The sequence below is a fragment of the Telluria sp. RT2P19 genome (assembly GCF_059685725.1).
The window spans coordinates 355874-380608 of sequence record NZ_JCASIL010000004.1 but is presented as its reverse complement, the minus strand read 5'-3'; the positions used below and the strand labels follow the sequence as shown (position 1 = coordinate 380608).

Annotated in this window: 20 protein-coding genes; 11 read left to right on the top strand and 9 right to left on the bottom strand. The window is 66.6% G+C overall.

Translation table 11 applies throughout. From position 1 onward, the window contains the following. Nucleotides 1–15 precede the first annotated feature (15 nt). Together AC56KW_RS08005 and AC56KW_RS08000 are read left to right on the top strand one after the other, a co-directional pair. A complete protein-coding gene (locus AC56KW_RS08005) occupies nucleotides 16–900 on the top strand; it encodes a M48 family metallopeptidase (RefSeq protein WP_497170197.1) in 885 nt (294 codons plus the stop codon). Nucleotides 901–919: 19 nt separating this feature from the next. Then, nucleotides 920–1858 (top strand): pseudouridine synthase, encoded by a 939-nt coding sequence (locus AC56KW_RS08000; RefSeq protein ID WP_497170196.1) that lies wholly within the window; start codon nucleotides 920–922, stop codon nucleotides 1856–1858. Here AC56KW_RS08000 and AC56KW_RS07995 read toward each other — a convergent pair whose 3' ends face one another. Then, complete coding sequence (locus tag AC56KW_RS07995) at nucleotides 1859–2629, bottom strand: exodeoxyribonuclease III (protein ID WP_497170195.1); 771 nt, start codon at nucleotides 2627–2629, stop codon at nucleotides 1859–1861. It abuts the gene before it with no gap. A gap of 219 nt (nucleotides 2630–2848) precedes the next feature. Between AC56KW_RS07995 and AC56KW_RS07990 the strand changes: the two genes are divergently transcribed. Together AC56KW_RS07990 and pyrE are read left to right on the top strand one after the other, a co-directional pair. Further along, nucleotides 2849–4807, top strand: coding sequence for a hybrid sensor histidine kinase/response regulator (locus AC56KW_RS07990; protein WP_497170194.1), 1959 nt, complete (start codon nucleotides 2849–2851; stop codon nucleotides 4805–4807). Nucleotides 4808–4841: 34 nt separating this feature from the next. Beyond that, nucleotides 4842–5504: an orotate phosphoribosyltransferase gene (pyrE, locus tag AC56KW_RS07985; RefSeq protein WP_497170193.1), complete on the top strand. Its 663-nt coding sequence runs from the start codon at nucleotides 4842–4844 to the stop codon at nucleotides 5502–5504. A 401-nt stretch (nucleotides 5505–5905) separates the two neighbouring features. On the opposite strand, the gene gatB is transcribed toward pyrE, so the two are convergent. The 3 genes from gatB to gatC are packed head-to-tail and all read right to left on the bottom strand — an operon-like array spanning nucleotide 5906 to nucleotide 9215. Then, complete coding sequence (gatB, locus tag AC56KW_RS07980) at nucleotides 5906–7366, bottom strand: Asp-tRNA(Asn)/Glu-tRNA(Gln) amidotransferase subunit GatB (RefSeq protein ID WP_497170192.1); 1461 nt, start codon at nucleotides 7364–7366, stop codon at nucleotides 5906–5908. 30 nt (nucleotides 7367–7396) lie between these two features. Then, nucleotides 7397–8872 carry an Asp-tRNA(Asn)/Glu-tRNA(Gln) amidotransferase subunit GatA gene (gatA, locus tag AC56KW_RS07975; protein WP_497170191.1) on the bottom strand — a complete coding sequence of 492 codons (1476 nt, stop codon included), beginning with the start codon at nucleotides 8870–8872 and terminating at the stop codon, nucleotides 7397–7399. Between the two features lie 43 nt (nucleotides 8873–8915). Continuing rightward, a complete protein-coding gene (gene gatC, locus AC56KW_RS07970) occupies nucleotides 8916–9215 on the bottom strand; it encodes an Asp-tRNA(Asn)/Glu-tRNA(Gln) amidotransferase subunit GatC (RefSeq protein ID WP_497170190.1) in 300 nt (99 codons plus the stop codon). A 315-nt stretch (nucleotides 9216–9530) separates the two neighbouring features. Here gatC and AC56KW_RS07965 point away from each other — a divergent pair, with 315 nt between their 5' ends. From AC56KW_RS07965 to AC56KW_RS07935, 7 genes are all read left to right on the top strand, one after another. Next, nucleotides 9531–10574 (top strand): rod shape-determining protein, encoded by a 1044-nt coding sequence (locus AC56KW_RS07965; RefSeq protein WP_005667820.1) that lies wholly within the window; start codon nucleotides 9531–9533, stop codon nucleotides 10572–10574. Nucleotides 10575–10674: 100 nt separating this feature from the next. Continuing rightward, the gene (gene mreC, locus AC56KW_RS07960) at nucleotides 10675–11757 is read left to right on the top strand and encodes a rod shape-determining protein MreC (RefSeq protein ID WP_497170189.1); all 1083 of its coding nucleotides are present in this window, start codon (nucleotides 10675–10677) and stop codon (nucleotides 11755–11757) included. 6 nt (nucleotides 11758–11763) lie between these two features. Further along, nucleotides 11764–12282: a rod shape-determining protein MreD gene (gene mreD, locus AC56KW_RS07955; RefSeq protein ID WP_497170188.1), complete on the top strand. Its 519-nt coding sequence runs from the start codon at nucleotides 11764–11766 to the stop codon at nucleotides 12280–12282. 15 nt (nucleotides 12283–12297) lie between these two features. Next, on the top strand, nucleotides 12298–14283 hold the full coding sequence (gene mrdA, locus AC56KW_RS07950) for a penicillin-binding protein 2 (RefSeq protein ID WP_497170187.1): 1986 nt from the start codon (nucleotides 12298–12300) through the stop codon (nucleotides 14281–14283). A gap of 3 nt (nucleotides 14284–14286) precedes the next feature. Continuing rightward, complete coding sequence (gene rodA, locus AC56KW_RS07945; protein WP_497170186.1) at nucleotides 14287–15405, top strand: rod shape-determining protein RodA; 1119 nt, start codon at nucleotides 14287–14289, stop codon at nucleotides 15403–15405. A 19-nt stretch (nucleotides 15406–15424) separates the two neighbouring features. Then, nucleotides 15425–16456 carry a septal ring lytic transglycosylase RlpA family protein gene (locus AC56KW_RS07940; RefSeq protein WP_497170185.1) on the top strand — a complete coding sequence of 344 codons (1032 nt, stop codon included), beginning with the start codon at nucleotides 15425–15427 and terminating at the stop codon, nucleotides 16454–16456. 119 nt (nucleotides 16457–16575) lie between these two features. Next, a complete protein-coding gene (locus AC56KW_RS07935; RefSeq protein ID WP_497170184.1) occupies nucleotides 16576–20844 on the top strand; it encodes a DUF3857 domain-containing protein in 4269 nt (1422 codons plus the stop codon). Nucleotides 20845–21033: 189 nt separating this feature from the next. On the opposite strand, the gene AC56KW_RS07930 is transcribed toward AC56KW_RS07935, so the two are convergent. From AC56KW_RS07930 to AC56KW_RS07910, 5 genes are read right to left on the bottom strand one after another with little or no spacing between them, the layout of a single operon-like run. Further along, entirely contained in the window at nucleotides 21034–21759 is a 726-nt protein-coding gene (locus tag AC56KW_RS07930; protein ID WP_497170183.1) for an SPOR domain-containing protein, read from the bottom strand. Beyond that, nucleotides 21753–22496: a type III pantothenate kinase gene (locus AC56KW_RS07925; protein WP_497170182.1), complete on the bottom strand. Its 744-nt coding sequence runs from the start codon at nucleotides 22494–22496 to the stop codon at nucleotides 21753–21755. The genes AC56KW_RS07930 and AC56KW_RS07925 overlap by 7 nt, the downstream gene beginning before the upstream one ends. Beyond that, nucleotides 22493–23257, bottom strand: coding sequence for a biotin--[acetyl-CoA-carboxylase] ligase (locus tag AC56KW_RS07920; protein WP_497170181.1), 765 nt, complete (start codon nucleotides 23255–23257; stop codon nucleotides 22493–22495). The genes AC56KW_RS07925 and AC56KW_RS07920 overlap by 4 nt, the downstream gene beginning before the upstream one ends. Further along, nucleotides 23254–24036 carry an SDR family oxidoreductase gene (locus AC56KW_RS07915; RefSeq protein WP_497170180.1) on the bottom strand — a complete coding sequence of 261 codons (783 nt, stop codon included), beginning with the start codon at nucleotides 24034–24036 and terminating at the stop codon, nucleotides 23254–23256. The genes AC56KW_RS07920 and AC56KW_RS07915 overlap by 4 nt, the downstream gene beginning before the upstream one ends. 7 nt (nucleotides 24037–24043) lie before the next feature. Continuing rightward, on the bottom strand, nucleotides 24044–24709 hold the full coding sequence (locus AC56KW_RS07910) for an SPOR domain-containing protein (RefSeq protein ID WP_497170179.1): 666 nt from the start codon (nucleotides 24707–24709) through the stop codon (nucleotides 24044–24046). Nucleotides 24710–24735: the final 26 nt, after the last annotated feature.

Sequence of the window (24735 nt, the reverse complement as noted above, 5' to 3'; positions counted from 1 at the left end):
CCTGTCGGTGACGAGATGATAAAACTGAAACGCCTTGCCCTTTGCCTGTCCCTGTTCGCCGCAACCGGCCTGGCCACGGCCCAGGAGGCCGGTAATGTGGTCCAGGACGGCATCGCGGTCAAGCCGCTGTCGCGCATGCGCGTGCTGGCGCCCGAGGAGCAGGTCAACGAGGCTGCGCGCCAGCAGTACACCGAGATGGTGGGCGAGGCCAAGCAGAAGGGCGTGCTGGCGCCGGAAGGCGATGCGCAGCTCAAGCGCCTGCGCGTGATCGCCCAGCGCATCATCCCGCAGACTACGCGCTGGAATCCGGCCGCGAGCAAGTGGGAATGGCAGGTCAACCTGTTCAAGTCCGATCAGGTGAACGCGTTCTGCATGCCAGGCGGCCGCATCGGCTTCTACACCGGCATCATCGACCAGCTGAAGCTGAACGACGACGAAGTGGCGGCCGTGATGGGTCACGAGATCGCCCATGCGCTGCGCGAGCACGGGCGCGAGCGCCTGGCCAAGACCAATGTGACCGCGCTGGGCGCCCGTGTCGGCGGCGCGCTGCTGTCGGGCATCTTCGGCGTCGATCCCAATATCACCGGCACCGCCGCCAACTATGCCGGCCAGTTCCTGGTACTGAAATTCTCGCGCGACGAAGAGCGCGAGGCCGACCTGGTCGGCCTGGACATCTCGTCGCGCGCCGGCTACGACCCGCGCGCGGGTATCGCGCTGTGGCGCAAGATGGCGGCCCTGAACCAGAGCGCGCCCCTCGAGATCTTCTCGACCCACCCGGGCGGCGAGACGCGCATCAAGGACATGGAAGCGCACATGAACGTGCTGCTGCCGCTGTACGCGCGCGCCAAGAACACCAGCGTGGCCAAGCTGCCGGCTTACCAGAGCGCCGCCCTGAAGTGATGCACCGAGTGGGGCGGCGATGGGCCGTATAGTCGTCAAGGGCCGTCAGGCCGAGGCCAACGCTTACGTGCCGCTGCCGACCCGCGACGGCGTCTCGCCCAGCTACCTGTGGCTGACCGAGACCCGCGCCGGCGGCATGCTGCGCTTTCTGTGCGAGCGGTTTCCCGACGTGAGCCGCGAGGCCTGGGCCGCGCGCCTGGCGCGCGGCGAGATCGTCGACGCAAAGGGTGAGCCGCTATCCGCCGACAGCCATGTGCGCCAGGGCATGCGCATCTGGTATTACCGCGAACTGGAACAGGCCGAGGCGCCGATCCCGTTCCACGAGCGCGTGCTGTTCCAGGACGCGCACATCCTGGTGGCCGACAAGCCGCACTTCCTGCCGACCATCCCGACCGGGCGTTTTTTAAAAGAGACGCTGCTGGTGCGCCTGAAGCGTGCGCACGACCTGCCGCACCTGGTGCCGATCCACCGGCTCGATCGCGAGACGGCGGGTGTGGTGATCTTTTCGCACAATCCCGACTCGCGCGGCGCCTACCAGTCGATGTTCCAGAAGCGCGTGGTGCGCAAGACCTACGAGGCGCTTGCCCCAGGGATGCCGGGACGCACGTTCCCGTTTACCTACCGCAGCCGCATGCAGGACGCGGAGCAGTTCTTTGTCAGCGAAGAAGTGGAAGGCGAGCCGAACTCGGAGACCCTGATCGAAGTGATCGAACAGCGCGGCGACCTGGTCCGCTATCGCCTGCACCCGCACACCGGGCGCAAGCACCAGCTGCGGCTGCACCTGTCGCGGCTCGGCGCGCCGATCGTGAACGACACCTTCTATCCGGTGGCGCTGCCGTGCAAGGGCGACGATTTCTCGTCGCCGCTGCAGTTGCTGGCGCGTTCGATCGCCTTCGACGATCCGCTCACCGGCCAGCCGCGCAGCTTCAATAGCGAGTTCGCCCTCGACTGGCCCTGATCAGCGTTCGTAGTCGATGATCAGCGGTGCGTGGTCCGAGAACTTGACGTCCTTGTAGACCGATACGGTCCTGGCGCACTTGGCAAGGCCAGGGGTGGCCACATGGTAGTCGATGCGCCAGCCCACGTTCTTGGCGTAGGCCTGGCCGCGATTGCTCCACCAGGTGTACTGCTCGGGGCGCGGATCGAGGCCGCGGTGCACGTCCACCATGCCCAGTTCATCGAAGATGCGCGTCATCCAGGCGCGTTCTTCCGGCAGGAAGCCCGAGTTCTTCAGGTTTCCCTTCCAGTTCTTGAGGTCGATTTCTTTATGCGCGATATTCCAGTCGCCGCAGATGACGACTTCGCGGCCCTCCGCCTGCAGCTCTTGCAGGTGAGGCAGGAACACCTCCATGAAGCGGAACTTGGCCAGCTGGCGCTCGGGCGACGAGGAGCCCGACGGCGCATACAGCGAGATCACGGTCAGGTCGCCGAAGTCGCAGCGTGTGTAGCGGCCCTCGGCGTCGAATTCGACGCAGCCGAAGCCGATGCGGTGCTTGTCCGGCGCGGTGCGGCTGTAGATGCCGGTGCCCGAGTAGCCCTTCTTCTCGGCGTAGTGGAAGTGACCGTGGTAGCCGTGCGGGCGCAGGAAATCCTCGGTCATGTCGGCTTCCTGGGCCTTGAGTTCCTGGACGCAGATATAGTCGGCATCTTGCGTGGCGAGCCACTCGAAGAAGCCTTTCTTGTAAGCGGAACGGATGCCGTTCAGGTTCGCGGAGATAATTCGTGGCATGGTGGTGATGAAACTGATGAGAGAACAGCGGATTTAATGGACAGCTGGCAACAAGCGGCACAGTGTAGCGTGTTTTTGGCCCCCTCGTCATGCCCGCCGAATGTTGCGTATATGTAGTAGGGGTCGTGTCAGTGGGCAACTATCTGTTACACTAGGTATTCCCCTGCACCGCATGTAATGTCACCTCCCGACCTTACATTGCCATCCCCCCCCGAGACCATGAATATTGACCAACCGCTAGCCGCGGGCATCGTCGCTTCCGGCGTCGGCATGCCTGCCACATCGACAGCCGAGCTGTCCGACTTCGTGGAAAATGCGGTCGAAGGTCTGCACCGGGTTGGCCCCGACGGCACCATCCTGTGGGCCAACCGCGCCGAGCTGCACATGCTCGGTTACGAATGGCATGAATACGTCGGACGCCACATCGCCGAGTTCCACGACGACCCGAGCACGATCGATTACATCCTGACCACCCTGCTGTCGGGTGGCGCGCTGTACGACCAGCCGGCGCGCCTGCGCTGCAAGGACGGCTCGATCAAGCACGTCATGATCCACTCCAACGGCCATTTCGAGAACGGCCAGCTGCGCTATACCCGCTGCTTCACGCGCGACGCCACCGAGCGCCACCAGCGCGACGTGGCGCTGGCCCAGCGCGACGCGATGCTGCTGAACGCGCCGGTGGCGGCGGCCCTGCTGATGGGCCCCGAGCTGCGCTTTCACCTTGCCAATCGCCGTTATCGCGAACTGGTCGACTGCGGTGAGTTGGTCGGCCGCACCTTCGAAGAAGCCTTCCCGCGACTGTCCGGCAGCGGCGTGACGGAGAAGATCGCGCGCGTGTTCGCCACCGGCGAGCCGTATCACGCCGAAGAACTGACCCTGGGCCGGGTCGATCCGCAAGGCCAGCTCGAAGAGCGCCATTTCAAGTTCAGCCTGGAGCCTTTGACGGGCGCCAATGGCCGTCCGGAAGGCGTGATCGTGGTGGCGGTCGAGGTGACGGAACACGTGCGCAGCCGACAGGCGATCGAGCGCGCGCACCACGAGCGCGAGCTGCTGCTGGTCGAGCTGAGCGCAGCCAGCCAGGCCAAGGACGAGTTCCTGGCCATGCTGGGCCACGAACTGCGCAATCCCCTGTCGCCGATCGTCACGGCCCTGCAGTTGATGCGCATGCGCGGCGACGACGTGCATGGCCGCGAGCGCGAGATCATCCAGCGCCAGGTGGATCACCTGGTACGGCTGGTGGACGACCTGCTCGACGTATCGCGCGTCACGCGCGGCAAGATCGAGCTCAAGGCCGAACGGGTCGAGCTCGGGCGGGTGACGGGCAAGGCGGTCGAGATGGCAAGCCTGCTGATCGAGCAGCGCCGCCACCAGTTGCAGGTCGAAGTCGAGCCGGGCCTCGTGTGGGAAGGCGATCCGGTGCGCCTGGCGCAGGTGGTGTCGAACCTGCTGACCAATGCGGCGCGCTATACCGAGCCGGGTGGTCGGCTATGGCTGCGCGTGCGCCGTGACGGCGTGGATGCGGTCGAGATCAGCGTACGCGACACCGGTATTGGCCTGGCGCCCGAGTTGCGCGAACAGGTGTTCGAGCTGTTCTTCCAGGGTAAACGCAGCATCGACCGCGCCGAGGGCGGCTTGGGGATCGGGCTGGCGCTGGTCAAGAACATCGTCGAACTGCACGGTGGCAGCATCCAGGCGCGTAGCGAGGGGCGTGGTCTGGGCAGCGAGTTCCTGGTGCGCCTGCCGCTGCGCAGCGCCGTCTCGATGCAGGCGCCGGCGGAGCTGCTGCCGGCGATGGCGCCGGGCGCCGCACCTGGGCGCGTGCTGCTGGTGGATGACAATGCGGACGGCGCCGACACGCTGGGCCGGTTGCTGCGCGCGCACGGTCACACGGTCGAGGTGTACCACGACCCGGTCAGCGCGCTGGCGGCGGTCGAGCGCCTGCGGCCAACCGTCGCGCTGCTCGACATCGGCCTGCCGGTGCTGGACGGCTACCAGCTGGCCGCGCGCATCCGCGCTTTGCCGGCGGGGCAGGGCTGCCGCCTGGTCGCGCTGAGCGGCTACGGCCTGGCGGCCGACCATGCGCGCAGCAAGGCAGCCGGCTTCGAGCGCCACCTGGTCAAGCCGGTCAATCCGGATGAGGCGGCGCGGGTAGTCGCCGCCGCGACGCCGACGGATTAAAATAGCCGCTTTCGACATTCAGGGGAGAATTTATATGAGCGATCTGCGCCAGCAATTCATCGGTTTTTCGGTCGAGGCCGAGGTATTGAGGTTCGGCGAATTCACGACCAAGGCCGGCCGCCTGTCGCCGTACTTCTTCAACGCAGGGCTGTTCCACGACGGTGCGACGCTGGGCAAGCTGTCCCAGTTCTACGCCCAGACCCTGCTCGATTCGGGCGTCGAATTCGACATGCTGTTCGGCCCCGCCTATAAAGGCATCACCCTGGCCAGCGCGACTGCCGTGGCGCTGGCCGCGAAGGGCCGCGACACGTCGTTCGCCTACAACCGCAAGGAAGCGAAGGACCACGGCGAAGGCGGCATGATCGTCGGCGCCAAGCTGCAGGGCAAAGTCGTGATCATCGACGATGTCATCTCCGCTGGCACCTCGGTGCGCGAATCGGTCACGATGATCCGCGCCGCCGGCGCCGAGCCGTCCGCCGTCCTGATCGCCCTGGACCGCATGGAGCGCTCCGGCAAGGACGACGCCCTGTCCGAACTGTCCGCAGTCCAGGAAGTGTCGCGCGAATTCAACATCCCGGTGATCTCGATCGCCAACCTGACCGATCTCTTCACCTACCTCGACACCCACACCCAGGACCCCCGCCTGTCCCAGCACAAAGACGCCGTCGCCGCCTACCGCACCCGCTACGGCATCTAAATCAATCGCTAAAGCAATAGCCCATCAATTAGGGTCAGAGTAGATTTGTTGAGCAATTGTCTAATGTTGTCAAACAATTCGACTCCGACCCTGTTTGATTATTTGATCGACAGATTCATTTCAATTTCTTCTTGAAATCAAATATAGGAAGCTTGCACTTGCTTTAGGATTTCATTGATATATTGTTGACACAAAGAAATTCTCCATCTACTAATTAATTAGGGTCAGAGTAGCATTGTTGAGCAATTTTTCACCCGAGTCCCACAAGTGGGGACGGAGTGCACGGCCGGGGTAATTTCTTGGGGGTGAAAACAATGAGGGTCAGCGTCGAATTACTGGCAATTCTAAGAAATTGCTCAATAATTCTACGCTGACCCTCATTGTAATTTGGCCAGGGAGTATTAGCCGGCGAGTTTTTGTTTCAGCAGTTCGGTCACCTGGGCCGGGTTGGCCTTGCCTTTCGAGGCTTTCATCGTCTGGCCGATCAGGGCGTTGATGGCGGCTTCTTTACCGGCGCGGTATTGCTCGACGGATTTGGCGTTGGCGGCCAGGACTTCGTCGACGATCGCTTCCAGTGCGCCGGTGTCGGAGATCTGTTTCAGGCCTTTTTGATCGATGACCGTGTCGGCCAGCGCTTCATCGCCCGATTTCGCTTCCCACATGGCGGCAAAGACTTCTTTCGCGGCCTTGTTCGAGATCGTGCCGTCGGCGATGCGCTTCAGGAGCAGGGCCAGTTGGGCTGCGCTCACGGGCGAGTCGACCAGGTCGACGCCTTCGCGGTTCAGGGTCGACGAGACGTCGCCCATCATCCAGTTGGCGGCGGTCTTGGCGTGTTCCTTGCCGGCTTTCGCCACCACGGCTTCGTAGTATTTCGCCATTGCCTGCGACGCCGTCAACACCAGGGCGTCGTACTCGGGCAGGCCGTAGTCGCCGATGAAACGCGCGCGCATCGCGCCCGGCAGCTCGGGCATCTCGTCGCGAACGCGGTCGATCCAGTCCTGGCCGATCACCAGGGGAGGCAGGTCCGGGTCCGGGAAGTAGCGGTAGTCCTGCGCGTCTTCCTTGGTCCGCATCGAGCGCGTCTCCTTGCGGTCCGGGTCCCACAGGCGCGTCGCCTGGATCACCTTGCCGCCGTCCTCGATCAGCTCGATCTGGCGCCGCACCTCGTAGTGGATCGCTTCTTCCATAAAGCGGAACGAGTTCAGGTTCTTGATCTCGCAGCGGGTGCCGAATTCCTTCTGGCCCACCGGACGCACCGAGACATTGACGTCGCAGCGGAACGAACCCTCTTGCATATTGCCGTCGCAGACACCCAGCCACATCACCAGCGAGTGCAGGGCCTTGGCATAGGCGACCGCTTCGTTCGCGCTACGCATCTCGGGCTCGGATACGATCTCGAGCAGCGGCGTGCCGGCGCGGTTCAGGTCGATGCCGCTCATGCCGGCATAGTCTTCGTGCAGCGATTTACCCGCGTCTTCCTCGAGGTGGGCGCGGGTCAGGTTGACGGTCTTCGTTTCCAGCTTGCCGTCCTTTTCAAAGGCAAAGCTGATCGTGCCGCCCTGGACCACCGGATCCTCGAACTGGCTGATCTGGTAACCCTTCGGCAGGTCAGGATAAAAGTAGTTCTTGCGCGCGAAGACCGACTGCGGCGCGATCTTCGCGCCGACCGCCAGGCCGAAACGGATTGCGCGCTCGACCGCACCGCGATTCAGCACCGGCAGCACGCCCGGCAGCGCCAGGTCGACCGGGCTCGCCTGCGTGTTCGGCTCGGCGCCGAAGCGGATCGAGCTGCCGCTGAAGATTTTCGATTGGGTCGTGAGCTGGACGTGGTTCTCAAGACCGATGACGACTTCCCATTGCATAGTGTTCTCTCTTTGTTCGGTAGCGGCGGATCACACGCCTTCGGGCGTACGCTTGTGCCAGTCGGTCGCCTGCTGGTACTGGTGCGCGATGTTCAGCAGCTTCGCTTCGGCGAAGTAGTTGCCGATGATTTGCAGGCCGACCGGGCGCTTGCCGTTCTTTTCGCCCTCACCGAAGCCGCACGGGATCGACATGCCGGGCAGGCCGGCCAGGCTGGTCGACAAGGTGAAGATATCGGCCAGATAGTTCGCCACCGGGTCATTGGTCTTCGAACCCAGGTCCCACGCCACCGTCGGCGCCACCGGTCCCATGATCACGTCGCACTTGTCGGCGAACGCGGCCTGGAAGTCGTCCGCGATCAGGCGGCGGATCTTTTGCGCCTGCACGTAATAGGCGTCGTAGTAGCCGTGGCACAGCACATAGGTGCCGACCAGGATGCGGCGCTTGACCTCGCCGCCAAAGCCTTCAGCGCGGGTCTTGCGGTACATGTCCTGCAAATCCTTGTACTCCGACGCGCGGTGGCCATAGCGCACGCCGTCGAAGCGCGACAGGTTCGACGAGGCTTCGGCCGGCGCGATGATGTAGTAGGTCGGGATCGACAGCGCCGTCTTCGGCAGCGAGATATCGACCAGCACGGCGCCCAGCTTCACGAACTGCTCGAGCGCCGCGCGCACCGCGCCTTCGACGTCGGCTGCGAGACCTTCGCCGAAATACTCGGCAGGCACGCCGATGCGCAGGCCGTTCAAGGGCTTGTCAAGGTCACGCGTATAGTCTTCGCGCACATTGCCCTGTTCGACCGTGAGGCTGGTCGAATCGCGCTCGTCGAAGCCGATCATTTCATTGAGCAGCAGCGCGCAATCCTCGGCGGTCTGGGCGATCGGGCCGCCCTGGTCCAGCGAGGACGCAAACGCGATCATGCCGAAGCGCGACACGCGGCCATAGGTCGGCTTGATGCCGGTGACGCCGCAGAAGGCGGCCGGCTGACGGATCGAGCCGCCAGTGTCGGTCGCGGTGGCGGCCGGCGCCAGGCGCGCGGCGATCGCGGCGGCCGAGCCGCCCGACGACCCGCCCGGCACGGCGCTGGCGTCCCACGGATTCCTGACCGCGCCGTAGGCCGAGTTCTCGTTGGCCGAACCCATCGCGAATTCATCGAGGTTGACCTTGCCCAGGGTGACCATGCCGGCCGCCTGGAAGCGGTCGACGACGGTCGCGTCGAACGGGCTGACGTAACCGTCCAGCATCTTCGAGCCAGCCGTGGTGCGCCAGCCGCGGGTGACGAAAATGTCCTTGTGCGCGATCGGCACGCCGGTCAGCGGGCCGGCCGTGCCCTGTGCGAAGCGGGCGTCGGCTTGCGCGGCCTGGGCCAGCGTCAGTTCGTGGTCCACGTGCAGGAAGGCGTTATGCCCGCTCGCGTCGATGCGGCCGAGGTAGTGGCGCGCCAGTTCGGTCGCGGACACCTGTTTCGAGTGCAGGAGCGTGGACAGCTCCTTGATGGTCTTGTTATGCATGTGCGGTTCGATTCTTGAGCGATTCGTGAAAACGGCGGGCGGGTTACTCGATGACCTTCGGCACCAGGTACAGGCCATCCTGCGCCTTCGGCGCCGGCGCCTGGTAATCGTCGCGGCGGTTCTCTTCGGTGACCGCGTCGTCGCGCAGGCGCAGGGGCAGGGCCAGGATGGCCGACAGCGGCTGGGCCAGCGGCGCCACGCCAGTGGTGTCGACCGCCTGCATCTGCTCGGCCAGCGCGAAGATACCGTTCAGCTCCGCCAGCGCGGTTTCGGCATGGGCCTCGTCCATGTCGAGCTGGGCCAGGTTGGCAATGCGTTTTACGTCGGAAAGGGTCAGGGACATGGCAGTAGGGCGCGGCCAGGGCTACGCAAAAAATGATTCGACGAGTAATGAATGTTGGCAAGTTGTCAGTGAACGGCCGCTTAATGGCGATAAAACCATTCAAACACCGTCCAAATCGCTTGCAATTCGGTGGTCAAAACCACCTGTATTCAGCGTGTAAACGACAAATTATAAGGTAGAATGGCGGGCTAATGCGTTGTCGTGCCGAAAGCCTGGCACCGGCGTACACGAAGCCCGCGATGCCCTCGGTCGGCAGGCGCGGCACAGAATCCCCGATCAATGTTTAGGCGCACATTGATGCGCATCAGGACACCCATGTTTGGTTTTTTACGCAGCTACTTCTCGAATGACCTGGCGATCGACCTCGGCACCGCCAATACGCTGATCTACGTCCGCGGCCTGGGCATCGTCCTGGATGAGCCGTCGGTGGTCGCGATCCGCCAGGAAGGTGGCCCGAACGGCAAGAAGACCATCCAGGCAGTCGGCAAGGAAGCCAAGCAGATGCTGGGCAAAGTGCCCGGCAATATCGAAGCGATCCGCCCGATGAAGGATGGCGTGATCGCCGACTTCACCGTCACCGAGCAGATGCTCAAGCAGTTCATCCGCATGGTGCACGACTCGAAATTCTTCCGTCCGTCGCCGCGCATCATCATCTGCGTGCCGTGCGGCTCGACCCAGGTCGAGCGCCGCGCGATCCGCGAATCGGCGCTCGGCGCCGGCGCCTCGCAGGTGTACCTGATCGAAGAGCCGATGGCGGCCGCGATCGGCGCCGGCCTGCCGGTCTCGGAAGCGACCGGCTCGATGGTGGTCGACATCGGCGGCGGCACCACCGAAGTGGGCATCATCTCGCTGGGCGGCATGGTCTATAAAGGCTCGGTGCGCGTGGGCGGCGACAAGTTTGACGAAGCCATCGTCAACTACATCCGCCGCAACTACGGCATGCTGATCGGCGAACAGACCGCCGAAGCGATCAAGAAAGCCATCGGCTCGGCCTTCCCGGGTTCCGAAGTCAAGGAAATGGAAGTCAAGGGCCGCAACCTGTCGGAAGGCATCCCGCGTTCGTTCACCATCTCGAGCAACGAGATCCTGGAAGCGCTCACCGATCCGTTGAACCAGATCGTGTCGGCCGTGAAGAACGCGCTGGAACAGGCGCCGCCGGAACTGGGCGCCGACATCGCCGAAAAAGGCATGATGCTGACCGGCGGCGGCGCGCTGCTGCGCGACCTCGATCGTTTGCTGATGGAAGAAACCGGCCTGCCGGTTCTGGCAGCCGAAGACCCGCTGACCTGCGTGGTGCGCGGCTCGGGCATGGCTCTCGAGCGCATGGATAAACTTGGCTCGATTTTCTCGTACGAATAAGACGCGCGCGGTCAACCGGGGCGGGCAGGGCGTGCGGTCACAAGCCGCGCGCAACTGCCCGTCTTGGTATTGACCGCCCGCGTTATCACCAACGGACGTCATGGAATACAGTCCCCCGCCGCTGTTCAAACAGGGCGCCCCTGCACGAGTCAAGGCGATGGTCTGCGCGCTGATCGCCATCGTGCTGCTGTTCGTCGACGCCCGCATGGGATTACTGTCCGGGGTGCGCCAGGTGGCAGCCACGGTGCTCTATCCGATGCAGATGGCGGCCCTGATGCCACGCGAGGCGCTGGCCAATATGGGCAACTACTTCTCGTCGCTGTCGACGCTGCAGAAGGAAGTGCAAGCCCTCAAGCGCCAGGAGCTGGTACGTGCCCAGTTGCTGCAGCAAGCCCAGTTCCAGATGGCCGAGAATGCCCACCTGCGGCGCCTGATGGCCGGCAAGGAGCAGCTGCCGGTGCAGTCGCAGATGGCCGAGATCCTGTACGACGCGCGCGACCCGTCCACGCGCCGCATCGTGATCAACCGCGGTTCGCGCGACGACGTGACCCTCGGCCTGCCGGTGATCGACCATGCCGGCGTGGTCGGCCAGGTCACGCGCGTGTTCCCGTTCACCTCCGAAGTCACGCTCCTGACCGACAAGGACCAGGCGATCCCGGTGCAGGTGCTGCGCAGCGGCTTGCGCAGCATCGTCTATGGCCGGGGCAATACCGGCCTGCTCGACCTGCGCTTCGTGGCCCAGGATGCCGACATCCAGGTCGGCGACGTGCTGGTGACCTCGGGCCTGGACGGAATGTACCCGGCCGGCCTGGCGGTGGCGCGCGTGACCCAGGTCGAGAAGGCCACCGGTTCGTTCGGCCGCGTGGTCGGCCAGCCGCTGGCCGGCATCGACCGCAACCGCCAGGTGCTGGTCATCATGTCGCACAACGGATTGCCGCCACGCCCGGCGCCGGAACCGTCGCCCGAAGCCGGCCGGCGCAAGATGCCGGACATGGCCCCGGTGCCGCAACCGCCGCTGCCGGCGACGCCGCTGCCGGCGGCTGGCGCGCCCGCGCCGTCCAGCCAGCCAGCCGCCGCGCCAGCCATGCAGCCAGCCCAGGTGGCGCCGCGCGTCGCCGCGCCATCGACCACGCCACCCGCAACGACCGCGACCGCCCCCGCGCCGGCCGCCCGAACGGAGTAAGCCGCCATGCCCGGTAGCCGTCCGCATTACATCCTGCTGCCCGTCAGCCCGCTGTTCATCGCCTTCAGCCTGGTGTGCGCCTTCATGCTCAACCTGATGCCCTGGGGGCGTTGGGTCGGCGCCCCCGACTTCGTCGCGCTGGTGCTGGTGTTCTGGGGCATCCACCAGCCGCGAAAGGTCGGCATCGGCGTCGCCTTCTGCATGGGCCTGTTAATGGACGTGCACGACGCCAGCCTGCTGGGCGAGAACGCGTTGTCGTACACGCTGCTGTCCTACCTGGCCATCATGATCCATCGCCGCGTGCTGTGGTTCCCGGTGATGACCCAGGCCATGCATGTGTTCCCGCTGCTGCTGCTGGCCCAGGCCATCCAGCTGGTGGTTCATTTCGTGGTGTCCGGCCGCTTTCCTGGCCTGTTGCAGTTCGTCGAGAGCGTGGTGGCGGTGGCCATGTGGCCGGTGATCACCTGGCTTCTGCTGGCGCCGCAGCGCCGCGCCGTCGACCGCGACCACACCCGCCCGATCTGACAGGTTCGAGCCAGAATGACCGAATTCAAGGACAGCGACCGCGAGATCCACCAGTTCCGCATGCGCCTCACTGCGCTGGTGGGCCTCGTCTTCATCTGCTTCGGCCTCCTGGTCGCGCGCGTGGTCTGGCTGCAGGTGCTGCACCATGACCAGTACGCGGCCCAGGCCGAGGACAACCGCATCGCGCTGGTGCCGATCGTGCCCAACCGAGGCCTGATCGTCGACCGCAACGGCGTGGTCCTGGCGCGCAACTATTCCGCCTACACGCTCGAGATCACGCCTTCCAAGCTGCAGGCCAACATGGAATCGGTGATCGACGAGCTGGCCAAACTGGTCGAGATCGACGCGCGCGACCGGCGCCGTTTCAAGCGTCTGCGCGAAGAGTCGCGCAGCTTCGCCAGCATCCCGCTGCGCACCCGCTTGACCGACGACGAGGTGGCGCGCTTCACCGCCCAGCGTTTCCGATTCCCCGGTGTCGAAGTGCAGGCGCGCCTGTTCCGCCAGTATCCGATGGGCGAGGTGGCCTCGCACGTGATCGGCTACATCGGCCGCATCAACGCCAAGGAATCCGCCGCGCTCGAAGAGAGCGACGATGCCGCCAACTATAACGGCACGGACCATATCGGCAAGGAAGGCGTCGAGAAGCGCTACGAGCGCCAGCTGCACGGCGTGACCGGCTACGAGCAGGTCGAGCGCTCGGCCGGCGGCCGCGCGATCCGCACGCTCAAGCGTACGGCGCCGGTCCCGGGCAGCAACCTGATCCTGTCGATCGACATCGAGCTGCAAAAGGTGGCCGAGGAAGCCTTCGGCGACCATCGCGGCGCGCTGGTGGCGATCGAGCCGTCGACCGGCGACGTGCTGGCCTATGTCTCGCGCCCCGGCTTCGACCCCAATCTGTTCGTCGACGGCATCGACACCCAGAGCTGGAATGAACTCAATACCTCGCTTGATCGCCCGCTGATGAACCGGCCGCTGTCGGGCACCTATCCGCCCGGCTCGACCTTCAAGCCCTTCATGTCGCTGGCGGCGCTCGAGATGGGCTATCGTCGTCCGCAGGATGCGATCCGCGACCCTGGCTTCTTCATGCTGGGCGGGCACCGCTTCAACGACGACAAGCCGGGCGGCCACGGCATCGTCAACATGTACCACTCGATCGCCCACTCCTGCGACACCTATTACTACCAGCTCGGCAACGAGATGGGCATCGATAACATCTCGAAGTTCATGCGCGAATTCGGCTTCGGCCAGCCGACCGGAATCGACCTCGATCATGAAAAGGTCGGCGTGCTGCCGTCCAAGGAATGGAAGGCCGAGCGCTTCAAGCGCAACCGCGCGGCCCAGAAGTGGGTGGGCGGCGACACCATCTCGATCTCGATCGGCCAGGGCTTCAACCACTACACCATGCTGCAACTGGCGCATGCGACCGCGATCCTGGCCAATGACGGCGTGGTGATGAAGCCGCACCTGGTCAAGATGGTCGAGGATGGCGTCACCCGCGAGCGCACCCTGACCGTGCCCACGGAAACCCGGCGCCTGGCGATGAAGCAGGAGCACCTGAACTTCATCAAGGATGCGATGGCCGGCGTGATGCGCGAAGGCACCGGGCAGCGCGCCTTCTCCAGCGCCACGTATACGTCGGCCGGCAAGACCGGCACCGCGCAGGTGATCGGCCTGCGCGGCAAGAAGTACGATGCCAACGCGATCGACGAACGGCATCGCGACAACGCGCTGTTCACCGCCTTCGCGCCGGTCGAACAGCCGCGCATCGCGCTGGCGATGGTGGTCGAGAACGCCGGCTTCGGCGGCGTCGTGGCGGCGCCGATCGCGCGCAAGGTGCTCGACTACGCCCTGCTCGGCAAGCGCCCGGCGCCGCCGCCCGAGCCAAAGAACGGCGCCCGTCCCGTCACCGTCAAAACGGCGCCGCCGGCCGCGGCACCTGCGCCGGCCGCGGCGCCGGTCCAGGTGGCCAGCGCGCCCGCCACCGCCACCCGAACCGAATAAGCCATGGCCCATATTCCAGAACGGCGCTCGCTGCGCCGCCGCCTGCGCCCCTACTTCACGGTGTTCGACCTGCCGCTGACCCTGATCCTGGGCATCCTGGTCACGATCAGCATGGTCACCATGATGTCGGCCGGCGCCACCTTCCCGGACCGGGTCGAACACCAGATCCGCAACTTCCTGCTGTCCTTCGCCGTCATGTGGATCGCCGCGAACATCGCGCCCCAGACGCTGATGCGCCTGGCGGTGCCGGTCTACACGATCGGCGTCTCGCTATTGATCGCGGTGGCCCTGTTCGGCCTGATCAAGAAGGGCGCGCGGCGCTGGCTGCACATCGGCGTGATCGACATCCAGCCCTCCGAGATCATGAAGATCGGCTTGCCGCTGATGCTGGCCTGGTATTTCCAGACCCGGGCCCAGGTGGCCGAGTGGAAGCACTACATCATCGCGGCCGTGATCCTGTTCATCCCGGTCGCCTTCATCATGGAGCAGCCCGACCTTGGCACCTCGCTGCTGGTCGCGTCCTCGGGTCTGTACGTGATCTTCCTGGCAGGCCTGTCGTGGAAGGCGATCGCCGCGGTGGCGGCCAGCGTCCTGGCGTTCTTGCCGATCGGCTGGTCGATGATGCACGACTACCAGCGCGAGCGGGTGATGACGCTGATCGACCCTACCTCGGACCCGCTGGGAAAAGGCTTCCATATCATCCAGTCGGTCATCGCGATCGGCTCGGGCGGCGTGACCGGCAAGGGCTATATGCAGGGCACCCAGGGTTACCTCGAGTTCGTCCCGGAGCGCACCACAGACTTCGTGTTCTCGGTGTATTCCGAGGAATTTGGCCTGGTCGGCAACCTGTTCCTGCTGTTCGTCTACCTGTTGCTGATCGGGCGCGGCCTGATGATCGCGGCCAATGCGCCGAACGCCTTCGGCCGCTTGCTGGCCGGGTCGATCTCGATGATTTTCTTTACGTATGCTTTCGTCAACATGGGCATGGTGGCGGGCATCCTGCCCGTCGTCGGGGTGCCGCTGCCCTTCATGAGCTACGGCGGGACGGCCTTCATTACGCTCGGTCTTGGCGCCGGCATATTGATGAGTATTCAAAGACATCGTAAACTGGTGCAGACCTAGACTTCATAAAGGACAGCCAATGGGCGTTCGTACAAGCTTCCTGGCGGTCATACCGGTTGCCATTTTCGTATCGGCCTGCAGCAGCACGGGGGAACACAAGAAACTCAATCCATTCCCCTGGCCGCACAAGCCGGCCGCCAAGCACGGCAAGGCTCCCCAGCTGCCGCCGGCCAATTCGGGCCGCGGCGGCTACTACAAGGACGACGGCCCGGGCGACAATATCCCCGATGGCCTGCTCCAGGTGCCGGATGCCGTGGTCAAGACCGAGCCGTTCAACAAGTGGACCAGCCGTCCCTATACGGTGCTCGGCAAGACCTATACCCCGCTGGGCAACGATGAACCTTATACCGCGCGCGGCGTCAGCACCTGGTATGGCGTGAAATTCCACGGCCAGCGCACGGCCTCCGGTGAACTGTACGATATGTACAAGATGACGGCCGCCCATCCGACCCTGCCGATTCCGTCGTACGTCCGCGTGACGAGCCTCGACACCGGCAATTCTGTGGTGGTGCGCATCAATGACCGCGGCCCGTTCCATTCGAGCCGCGTGATCGACGTCTCGTACACGGCGGCGCTCAAGCTCGGCCTGCTGGGAAAGGGCAGCCACGAAGTCGAGATCGAGCGCCTGTTCCCGGGCGACCCGATCGTCCCGCCGGCGCGGATCGCGGCTGCGCGGCGCGAAGTCGCGTCGATCGCGCAGTCGGCGCCGCCCGAGATCGAGGCGCTGATGCTCGAAGACCGGATCCATTCCGACAGCGCGGCGCTGGTGAGCCAGGCCGAGCCTGTTCCCACGTTGACGCCCGCGCCGGCGCAGGCAGCGGATGGACGCTTCTTCATCCAGCTCGGCGCCTATGGCCGGCCCGGCACCGCCGAGGCGATGAGCGAAAAGATCGCCAATGCCGGCGTCGAACTGGGCAAGCTCGAAGTGGTGAAGGTGGGAACCCTGAACCGCCTGTATGGCGGTCCGTATGCGAGCCGCGCCGAGGCTACCGAGGCCATGCGCGCGCTGCCATCTGGCCTCGGTTTCAAGCCGATCGTCGTGCAGCGCTGAACGCGCCGCCGCGCGCAGCGGCGGTGTCATTTTTGCGACAAGCGCGCGTTGATCGGAGCGGCGTCCTTGCATGTCCGGATTTCCATCGCTACGCTGCATGCATTCTGGAAACTACGATCATGCTCATGCGTTACGCTCCCATCGCCCTCGCCACTTTGCTGGCATGCGCGCACGTCCCGGCGGTTGCCGCTTCCTCCGGGCCGGCCACCCCTGCGCAGGCGGGCAAGGCGGGCTGGCATCGCGCCGCCCCTTTGCCGGGCTGGGTCCAGCCGCTGGCCGAGATCCCGCGCAGCGAGCGCCTTGACGCCGTGGTTCTGCGCCTCGACGAGACGCAGGCCCTTGTTGGCGACCAGAGCGCCTACCTCGTCAACCGCGCGATCCAGGTCAACGACCGCAGCGCGCTGGCGGCGATCGGGCAGGTGAGCCTGAGCTATCAGGGAGACTACCAGACCTTGAGCCTGCACCGCGTCGCTATCCTGCGCGACGGCAAGGTGCTGGAGCGCACCGCGAGCGTCGACGTGCGCGTCCTGCAGCGCGAGGCGGCGCTTGGACAGGGCATGTATGGCGGCGCCAGCACCGTCCAGCTGTTGCTGGACGATGTGCGGGTGGGCGACACCTTGTGGCTGACCTATAGCGTGGCGGGCGCCAACCCGGTATTCGGGAAGCAGTGGTTCGACGAGTATGCGTGGGACCGCCTGTCTCCGGTCGAGCAGCGCCGCCTGACCGTGCTCTACCCCAAAGGGCGCAAGCCGGCCTGGCGCCAGCTGGGCGACTACCGCGCCGGCGCGATCACGCCGCGCAGCGCCCAGGCCGGGACCCATGAGATGCTGGTGTTCGAGGGCAGGGGCATCGATGCGATCGAGGCCGAGCCGGCCATCGCGCGCGACTACCTCGCGGCCAGGATGCTGCAGTTTTCCGAGTTTCCCGACTGGGCCTCGGTGGCGCGCTGGGCCAGCGGCCTGTTCCCACCGGCTGCCGCCAGTCCCGCCATCAAGGCGCTGGCCGAGGAGTTCCGCGGCCGCGGCGCGCCCGCCGCCCAGGCGACGGCGGCGCTGCACTGGGTGCAGGACGAGATCCGCTATTTTAGCGTCGCCATCGGCGAGAACTCACACAAGCCGCAGGAGCCCGCCACGGTGCTCCAGCGCCGCTTCGGGGACTGTAAGGACAAGAGCTACCTGCTGGTCACGCTGCTGCGCGAGCTGGGGATCAAGGCGCGGCAGGTGCTGCTGTCGGCCAGCGCGCCGTCGCTGCCGGCCAAGGGAGTGCCTTCGCCGGGCTGGTTCGACCACGTCATCGTCGAACTGCAGGTCGACGGCAAGCTCTATTACGTCGACCCGACCGCCACCGGCCAGCAGGCGCCGCTCGCGACGCTGTCGGCGCCATTCCCCGGCGCCGCCGCCCTGCCGGCCGATCCGGGCGCCACCGCGCTGATCGTGCTGCCGGAGCAGGACCGGCTGGCGCCCGACTACGAAGTCGTCGAAACCATGACGGTCGCCGATTATGGAGGAAAAGCGGCGCTGGCCACGCGCGAGATCTTCCGCGCCGGGATGGCCGAGCGCGCGCGCCCGGAATTTGGCGCGCTCTCGCCGCTGGAGCTGAAAAAAACCGCGCTCAGGGATTACGAGAAGCGCTATCCCGGCGTCGTCCTGCTCGAGGCGCCCGCGATCGTCGACGACAAACAAGCCAACCAGCTGGAGCTGCGCGCACGCTTTCGCCTGCCGAAGGCGGTCAAGGCGGTCGATGGCGGCCATGCGATCGATTACCGGGTGCGGCCGCTGGAAGGGGTGATGAACCTGCCCGACAACCTGGCGCGGCAATTCCCGCTCGAGATGCCGGCGGCGCGCTTCCATGGCCGCTATCGCCTGGACATCGTGTGGCCGGACGACGTGCGCGCCGCCCAGGCGCCCTGGACGCGCCAGATCGACAATCCCTACTTCCAGGCGCAGGAAAGCTATGTCTTTCGTGGCAACCACGTCAACCACATGGTCGATTATCGCGCCAGGGCCACAGCTGTCCCTGCTGCCGAGGTGCCGGCGCTGCATGCGCACGGCAAGCAGCTCGACGAGCTGGCCTATGGCCGCTACAGCCTGCGCGACACCGACAAGATCGGCAAGCAGGCACTCGGCTACAGCGCGCGCGACGTCGACCTGGTGCGCATGGCGGCGGATGCCGCCGCGCTGGCGCAAGCGATGGACCAGCGCGACGACGCCAGGATCGGCCGTGCCGATGCCTGCCTGCTGATCAAGGCTGCGCGTGACACCAGGGGCCTCCTGGATCAGCCCACCCTGGACGCGCTGGCCCGTGCCCAGCGCGTCGTCAAGAGTGATGCCCGCGACCCGGCCGCTCGCGCCTGCCGCGCGGGGTTGAGCTTCGAGGCCGGCGACCATGCGGCCAGCGTGCGCCTGTACCGCGAGCTCGGCGGCGAGCTGGCCGCCACGGACGTCACCGGCTTGCGCAACCTGGGCTGGGCGTTGTTGGAGGAGGGCGAGGTGGATGCGGCGCTGGCGGCCATGCAGCGCTACCTGGAGGCGCAGGCCAAGGCCGATCCATCCACCGGCGCCGAACTCGACATCATCGACCAGGTCGCGCTGCTGCAGCGCGGCCGGCGCCCGCTGCCGCCCGGCGCCGTGCAGCGCGCCGCGGCAGCGCCCGATGCGCCGTGGCCGCGACCGCTGCTGGCGATGCAGGCCGGCCTGATCGCCCAGAATGCGCTGCTGGCCCAGGTCGAGGTCTTGCCCGAGCAGGCGCGCGCCCATGCCCTGACCGAAGCGCTGTTCTATATCGGGCAGCAGCGGCTGGCGGCCGGCGACCAGGCCGGCGCGCTGGCGGCGTTCAGGCGGCTGGAAGAAGCGGGCATCCGCAGCTCGCGCCTTTATTTCCAGGCCATGGCCGCGCTGAGGAAGCAGTTCACTGCGACCAGCGCGGGGCAGGAGCCGCTGGGGGCCGCCATGCCCGACCTGCGCCATCTGGCCGAGCGCGCCGACCGTGGCAGTGTCGAGGCCCAGTCGAGGATGGGATGGGTGTATGAAAACGGCCGCGGCGTCGCCGCCGATCCGGCCCTGGCGGCGCAGTGGTACCGGAAGGCCGCCGACAACGGCGACGATCGGGCCGCCCTGGCGCTGTCCGAGTTGTACCGCCTCGGACAAGGGGTGCCGAAGGACGAGGCGAAGGCGGTGGCGCTGCTGCGTACCAGCGCGGAACGCGGCAATCCCTACGCGATGGCCCTGGTGGGCTGGCGCTACTTCGACGGCGAAGGCTATCCCAAAGATCCCGCCTATGCGATTTTCTGGTACCAGCGCGCGGCGGCGCGCGGTGTGGCCGACGCCAGCTATGCGCTGGGACGCGCGCTGTACGAGGGACGCGGCGTGGAGCGCGACCTGGCCAGGGCGGCGCAGCTGTACCGCGTCGCGGCGGAGCAGGGCAGCGCTTCCGCCCAGCTCGACCTCGGCTATATGTACGAGCACGGCGAGGGACTGGCCAAAGACATGAAACAGGCGGTGGCCTGGTATTGCAAGTCCGCCGAACAGGGCAATGCGATCGCCCAGCACAATATCGGCCTGCGCTACGAGTTTGGCGGCGGGGTCGCGGCGGACGAAAAGACCGCGATGACCTGGTATCGCAAGTCGGCGGAGCAGGGCCACCTCATGGCGATGACCAAGTACGGCTATATGCTGGAAAGCGCGAAGACGGTCGCGCGCGACCCCGTGCAGGCACATGGCTGGTACCTGAAGGCCGCGCAGATGGACGACCCCATCGCGTTCTACAACCTGGGCCAGCAGTACAAGCACGGGCGCGGCGTGAAGGCCGATCCGGCCGAGGCCTACAAGTGGTACCTGAAGGCGGCGCAGAAAGGCGACGTCGACGCGATGACCCAGGTCGCCACGGCCTTGCAGGACGGCGAGGGCGTGCCCAGGGATATGGAGGCGGCCGTGCGCTGGATGACCGCCGCGGCCGAGGGCGGCGAAGCCATCGGCATCCTGCGGCTCGGCATCATGTATTTCGAGGGCAGCGGCGTAGCGCGCGACTATGCGCGCGCCTACTCCCTGTTCGAGAAATCCGGCGTGGACGGTTCGGTGGCCGGCTACTACTGGCTCGGCCTGATGTACGAGGGCGGCCTTGGCCGCGAACGGGATGCGGCCAAGGCGCGCGCGCTGTACGCGCTGGCGCCGGACATCGAGGAAGCCAATATCCGCCTGGCCGTCCTGCGCGCCACCGGCAGCGGCGGTCCGCGCGACACCACGTATGCCAGGAGCTTGCTGGATCGCTGGGCGAACGAAAGCGAGACCCAGTGGCTGGAGCAGCTGGCGCGCGCCTTCGACGACGGCGTGGATGAGGCGCTGGCGCAGCAGGTGCGCGCCCGCCTGCGCCAGGCGGGCAAGCGCGGCTAGCGACCAGCGACCAGCGACCAGCGACCAGGAGTCTGCGCGGCAGAAGAAACAAAAATGCGAGCGGAAAATCGACCTCTCATGACGCCCCAGAAGCGATTCTTTCGAGGTCGACAAGGGGCCAAGGACCCCTGAAATCGTGCGTTTTTCAGTCACTCGGCTCCTGTCGCGCAGAGTCCTAGCGACTAGCGATTAGCGACAATCGCCCAGCCTCGCGCCCGCGTAGTTGTCGGCGATATCGGCCAGCCGCGTGCGCAGCGCCGGTTCGATCGCGCGGTACTGGAACGCCGTGCGCGTGCCCTGCGGTCCGCGCGGCAGCACCCGCACGCCGCGCACTCCCTGGCGCTGCAGCTGGTCGACCAGCTTCTGGGCCGCGCCATCGGTCTTGAATACGCCCAGCGAGATCGCATGGCGCAGCGGATTGTCGCCTTGCATGATGAAGAAGTTGTCGACGCCGCGTTCCTTCAGTTCGGCGGCGCGGCGCTGGGCGCCTTCGCGTCCGCCGTTCGGCGGCAGGTAGACCAGGCGGCTCGTCACTTCCTGGAACGGCACGTCGATGCGCGACTGGCGCGCGGCCAGGTCCAGGTTCGCGATGCGCGATTCGAAGCGGCGCGCGTCGGCCGTGCCGAAGGGGCCGGCCTGCACGCATGCGACCAGGTCAGACGCGGTCGGGACCGGCGCCGCGGGCGTAGCGGGCGCCTCGGCCGCTTGCGACTGCGTGGCTAGCTCGGCTTCGGCCGCATCGAGCGCGCGCTTGGCTTCGACCGCCGTCAGCTGCGTCAGGCGTCCGGGCGCCAGCTGGTTATTCAGCCGGCCTGGCTCGCGCTCGCCTTCCCCAGGCTGGCCCAGGATGCCCTGGCCATAGGCCAGCAGCGCCGCGTTGGCGGCCAGCAGCGTCCAGAAGACCAATTTCAGCACCGCTCCTCCCCCTTTGTCCAGGCGGCCGCCGCATGCAGGCCGACCAGCACGATATTATCGACCACCTCGTGCGCAACCTTGAGGGCGGGCGCGATAAAAGGCGCCGCGCCGCCCGAGACGATACAAGCCGTGGCGCGGTGTCCGGCCACGGCGCGCTCGATCGCGCCGGCTTGCGCCGACAGCACGCCGGACAGGATCGCATCAATCGTGTTGTCGCCAAACAGTGCGGGCAGGGCGCCAGGGGCGACCTGCGGCAACTGCGCCGTATTGCTGGCCAGGCTCGAGGCCATCAGCGCCAGGCCGGGCAGGATCATGCCGCCCACGAACAGGCCATCTGCGCTGACCGCATCGACCGTGGTCGCGGTGCCGCAGGTGGCGGCGATCAGATCCTGGCCGGGCGCCAGCGCGCGCGCACCGATGGCGGCGGCGAAGCGGTCGCAGCCCAGGCGGCCCGGCTCGCGGTAGCCGTTGCGCAGGCCAGCGCGTTCTGGCGCGGAAGCGAACCATTCGACCTCGATTCCGCCTGGCAGGGCCGCACCGAGCTTGGCGCGCAGCGCCGGGCCGGCCACGTTCGATACGATCGCCCGCGTCACGCCGGCCGCCGCCCATTCAGCCGCCAGATCGTCCAGCTGCGCGTGCAGCACAGCGCCGTGATAGCGCCACGCCCCAAGTGCGCAGCCTGCGTCGACCAGCGCCCATTTGACGCGGGTATTGCCCGCATCGACCAGCAGCATCATGTCTTCACGCGCAGCGACACGTCGCCGGCCATCACCGTGATCCGACCTTCGGCCGTGTCGAGCAGCAAGCGCCCACTATCGTCGACGCCGGCCGCGCGGCCCTCGTGCAGCACCGTTCCCTGGTCGAGCAAGACCACCGTCTCGCCCTGCCAGGCGTGGCGCAGGTTCCAGCGCGCGGCAAACGCCGCGAAGCCGCGCGCGGCGAATTCGCGCAAGCAGGCGGCCAGGCCGTCGAGCAGGGCCGCCATCAGCGTGTCGCGTGGCATGCGCGCCAGCCACGGCACGCCGGCGGCGCTGCGTCCCAGCTGCGCTTCCATCTCGTCCGGCATCAGGAGGTTGAGGCCAATGCCGATCACGGTCCAGGTGCCGCCGCTGGGCGCAGACTGGGTCTCGACCAGGATGCCGGCCAGCTTGGCGCCATCTTTGAGCAGGTCGTTCGGCCATTTCAGCTGGACTTGCTGGCCCAGCGCGCCAAGCGTCTCGGCCAGCGCGACACCGATCGCCAGCGGCAGGCCGGTCAAGGCCTGCGGGCCGCCGTCGAATTTCCAGGCCAGCGAGAAGGTCAGCGAGCCTTCAGGCGACGACAGCCAGCTGCGCCCGGCGCGGCCGCGGCCGGCGCTCTGGTGTTCGGCGACCAGCAGCAGCGGCGCGTCGAGCGATGCGGCGCGCGCCAGCAGGTCGGCGTTCGTCGAGCCGGTCTGCGCCACGATTTCGACGGCGACCCCGGCGACAGACAGGGTGCGGATGGCGTCGGCGTTCATGCTTCCCCCTGGCGCGCTTTCGCCGGTGCGCGCGCAAACAGGCGGTCGAACAGGAAGTTGGGCAACAGGCGCAGCAGCTTGGCGACGAAGCCCATCTGCCAGGGCAGGACGCGGTAGCTGTCGCCGCGCGCGATCACGGTGGCGGCCTGCGCGGCGAAGCGATCGGCCGGCATCAGGAAGGGCATGGGAAATCGGTTCTTGCTGGTCATGGGGGTGTCGATATAACCGGGAGCGATGGTCACCACCCGGATGTTGGAGCCGCGCAGCTCGAGCCGCAGCGCTTCGCAGTAGCTGTGCACGGCGGCCTTGCTGGCGCAGTAGGCGCCGGCGCCGCGCATGCCGCGAATGCCCGCCACGCTGCCGATGCCGACCAGGCGGCAAGGCGTCGCTTGCCGCTGCATGGTGGCGACGAATGGCGCGAAGGTGGCGACCGTGGCGTTCACATTGGTCGCGAAAACGGCGTCGAACACGGCCAGGTCGGCCGGGCGGTCGGTGAGCGTGCCGTGCGAGATGCCGGCGCTGGCGATGACGATGTCGGCGCCGCCACTGGCGGCCATGAAGTCGCGGGCGGCACACGCCAGCGCATCGCGATCGAGCACGTCGACCGGATACACGTGATGGCGTTCAGGGTTCGGCAGGGAAGCGGCGAGCAGTTCGAGCCGGTCGCGCCGGCGCGCCAGCAGGCCGAGCGTGACGCCACGCGCGGCGTATTCGCGCGCCAGGGCGGCGCCGATGCCGCTCGAGGCGCCGGTGATGAAGACGCGCTCCGGCCGCGTCATCGTCGGATCAGCGCTGGTTGCGCACGATGGCGACGTCGATGCCGCTGTCGAGCAGCTTGGCGCGCGCCTTGTTGACGGCTTCGACCTGCGTGTACGGGCCGACCCGCACCCGGTGCAGCACGCCGCTGTCGGTACTGCGGTCGGTGATCGCGGCCTCGAAGCCGAGCAGGGCCAGCTTGGCGCGGGTGTTCTCGGCATCGGACATTTCGCGGAAGGCGCCGGCCTGCAGGTAATAGATGTAGCCATCGGTCACGGCCGCCGCACCGGGGGCGGGAGCGGCGGTGTTGACCGGCGCGGCCGGCGCGGGCGCGGGCGTCGGCCGTGGCTCCTGCATGCCGGCGATGGCGGCGCCCAGCGGATCCGAATCGGGCTGCTGTTGCGGCGCCGACGGTGCGCTCGTCGGTGCGCTCGGCCGGGCCGGCGGCGGCGTCGGCACCTGCGGCACCGGCGCGCGGTTGCCATACATCGGCTTGTTGGGATCGGACGCCTGGCTCGGTTCGAGGTCGGCCGGGCGGCCCATCTTGTTGGAGCGGTCGGTGAAGGGCGAGGCGCCCTTGGTGATCACGAGCGCGACCGCCACCGCGATGCCCAGGCCGATGATCAGGCCGATGATGATGCCGGTCAGGGTGCTGCCGCGCTGGCTGCGCTGCGAGAAGGTACGGATGGCGGTCATGTCGCTTTCTGGTGAGTGCTGGTTAG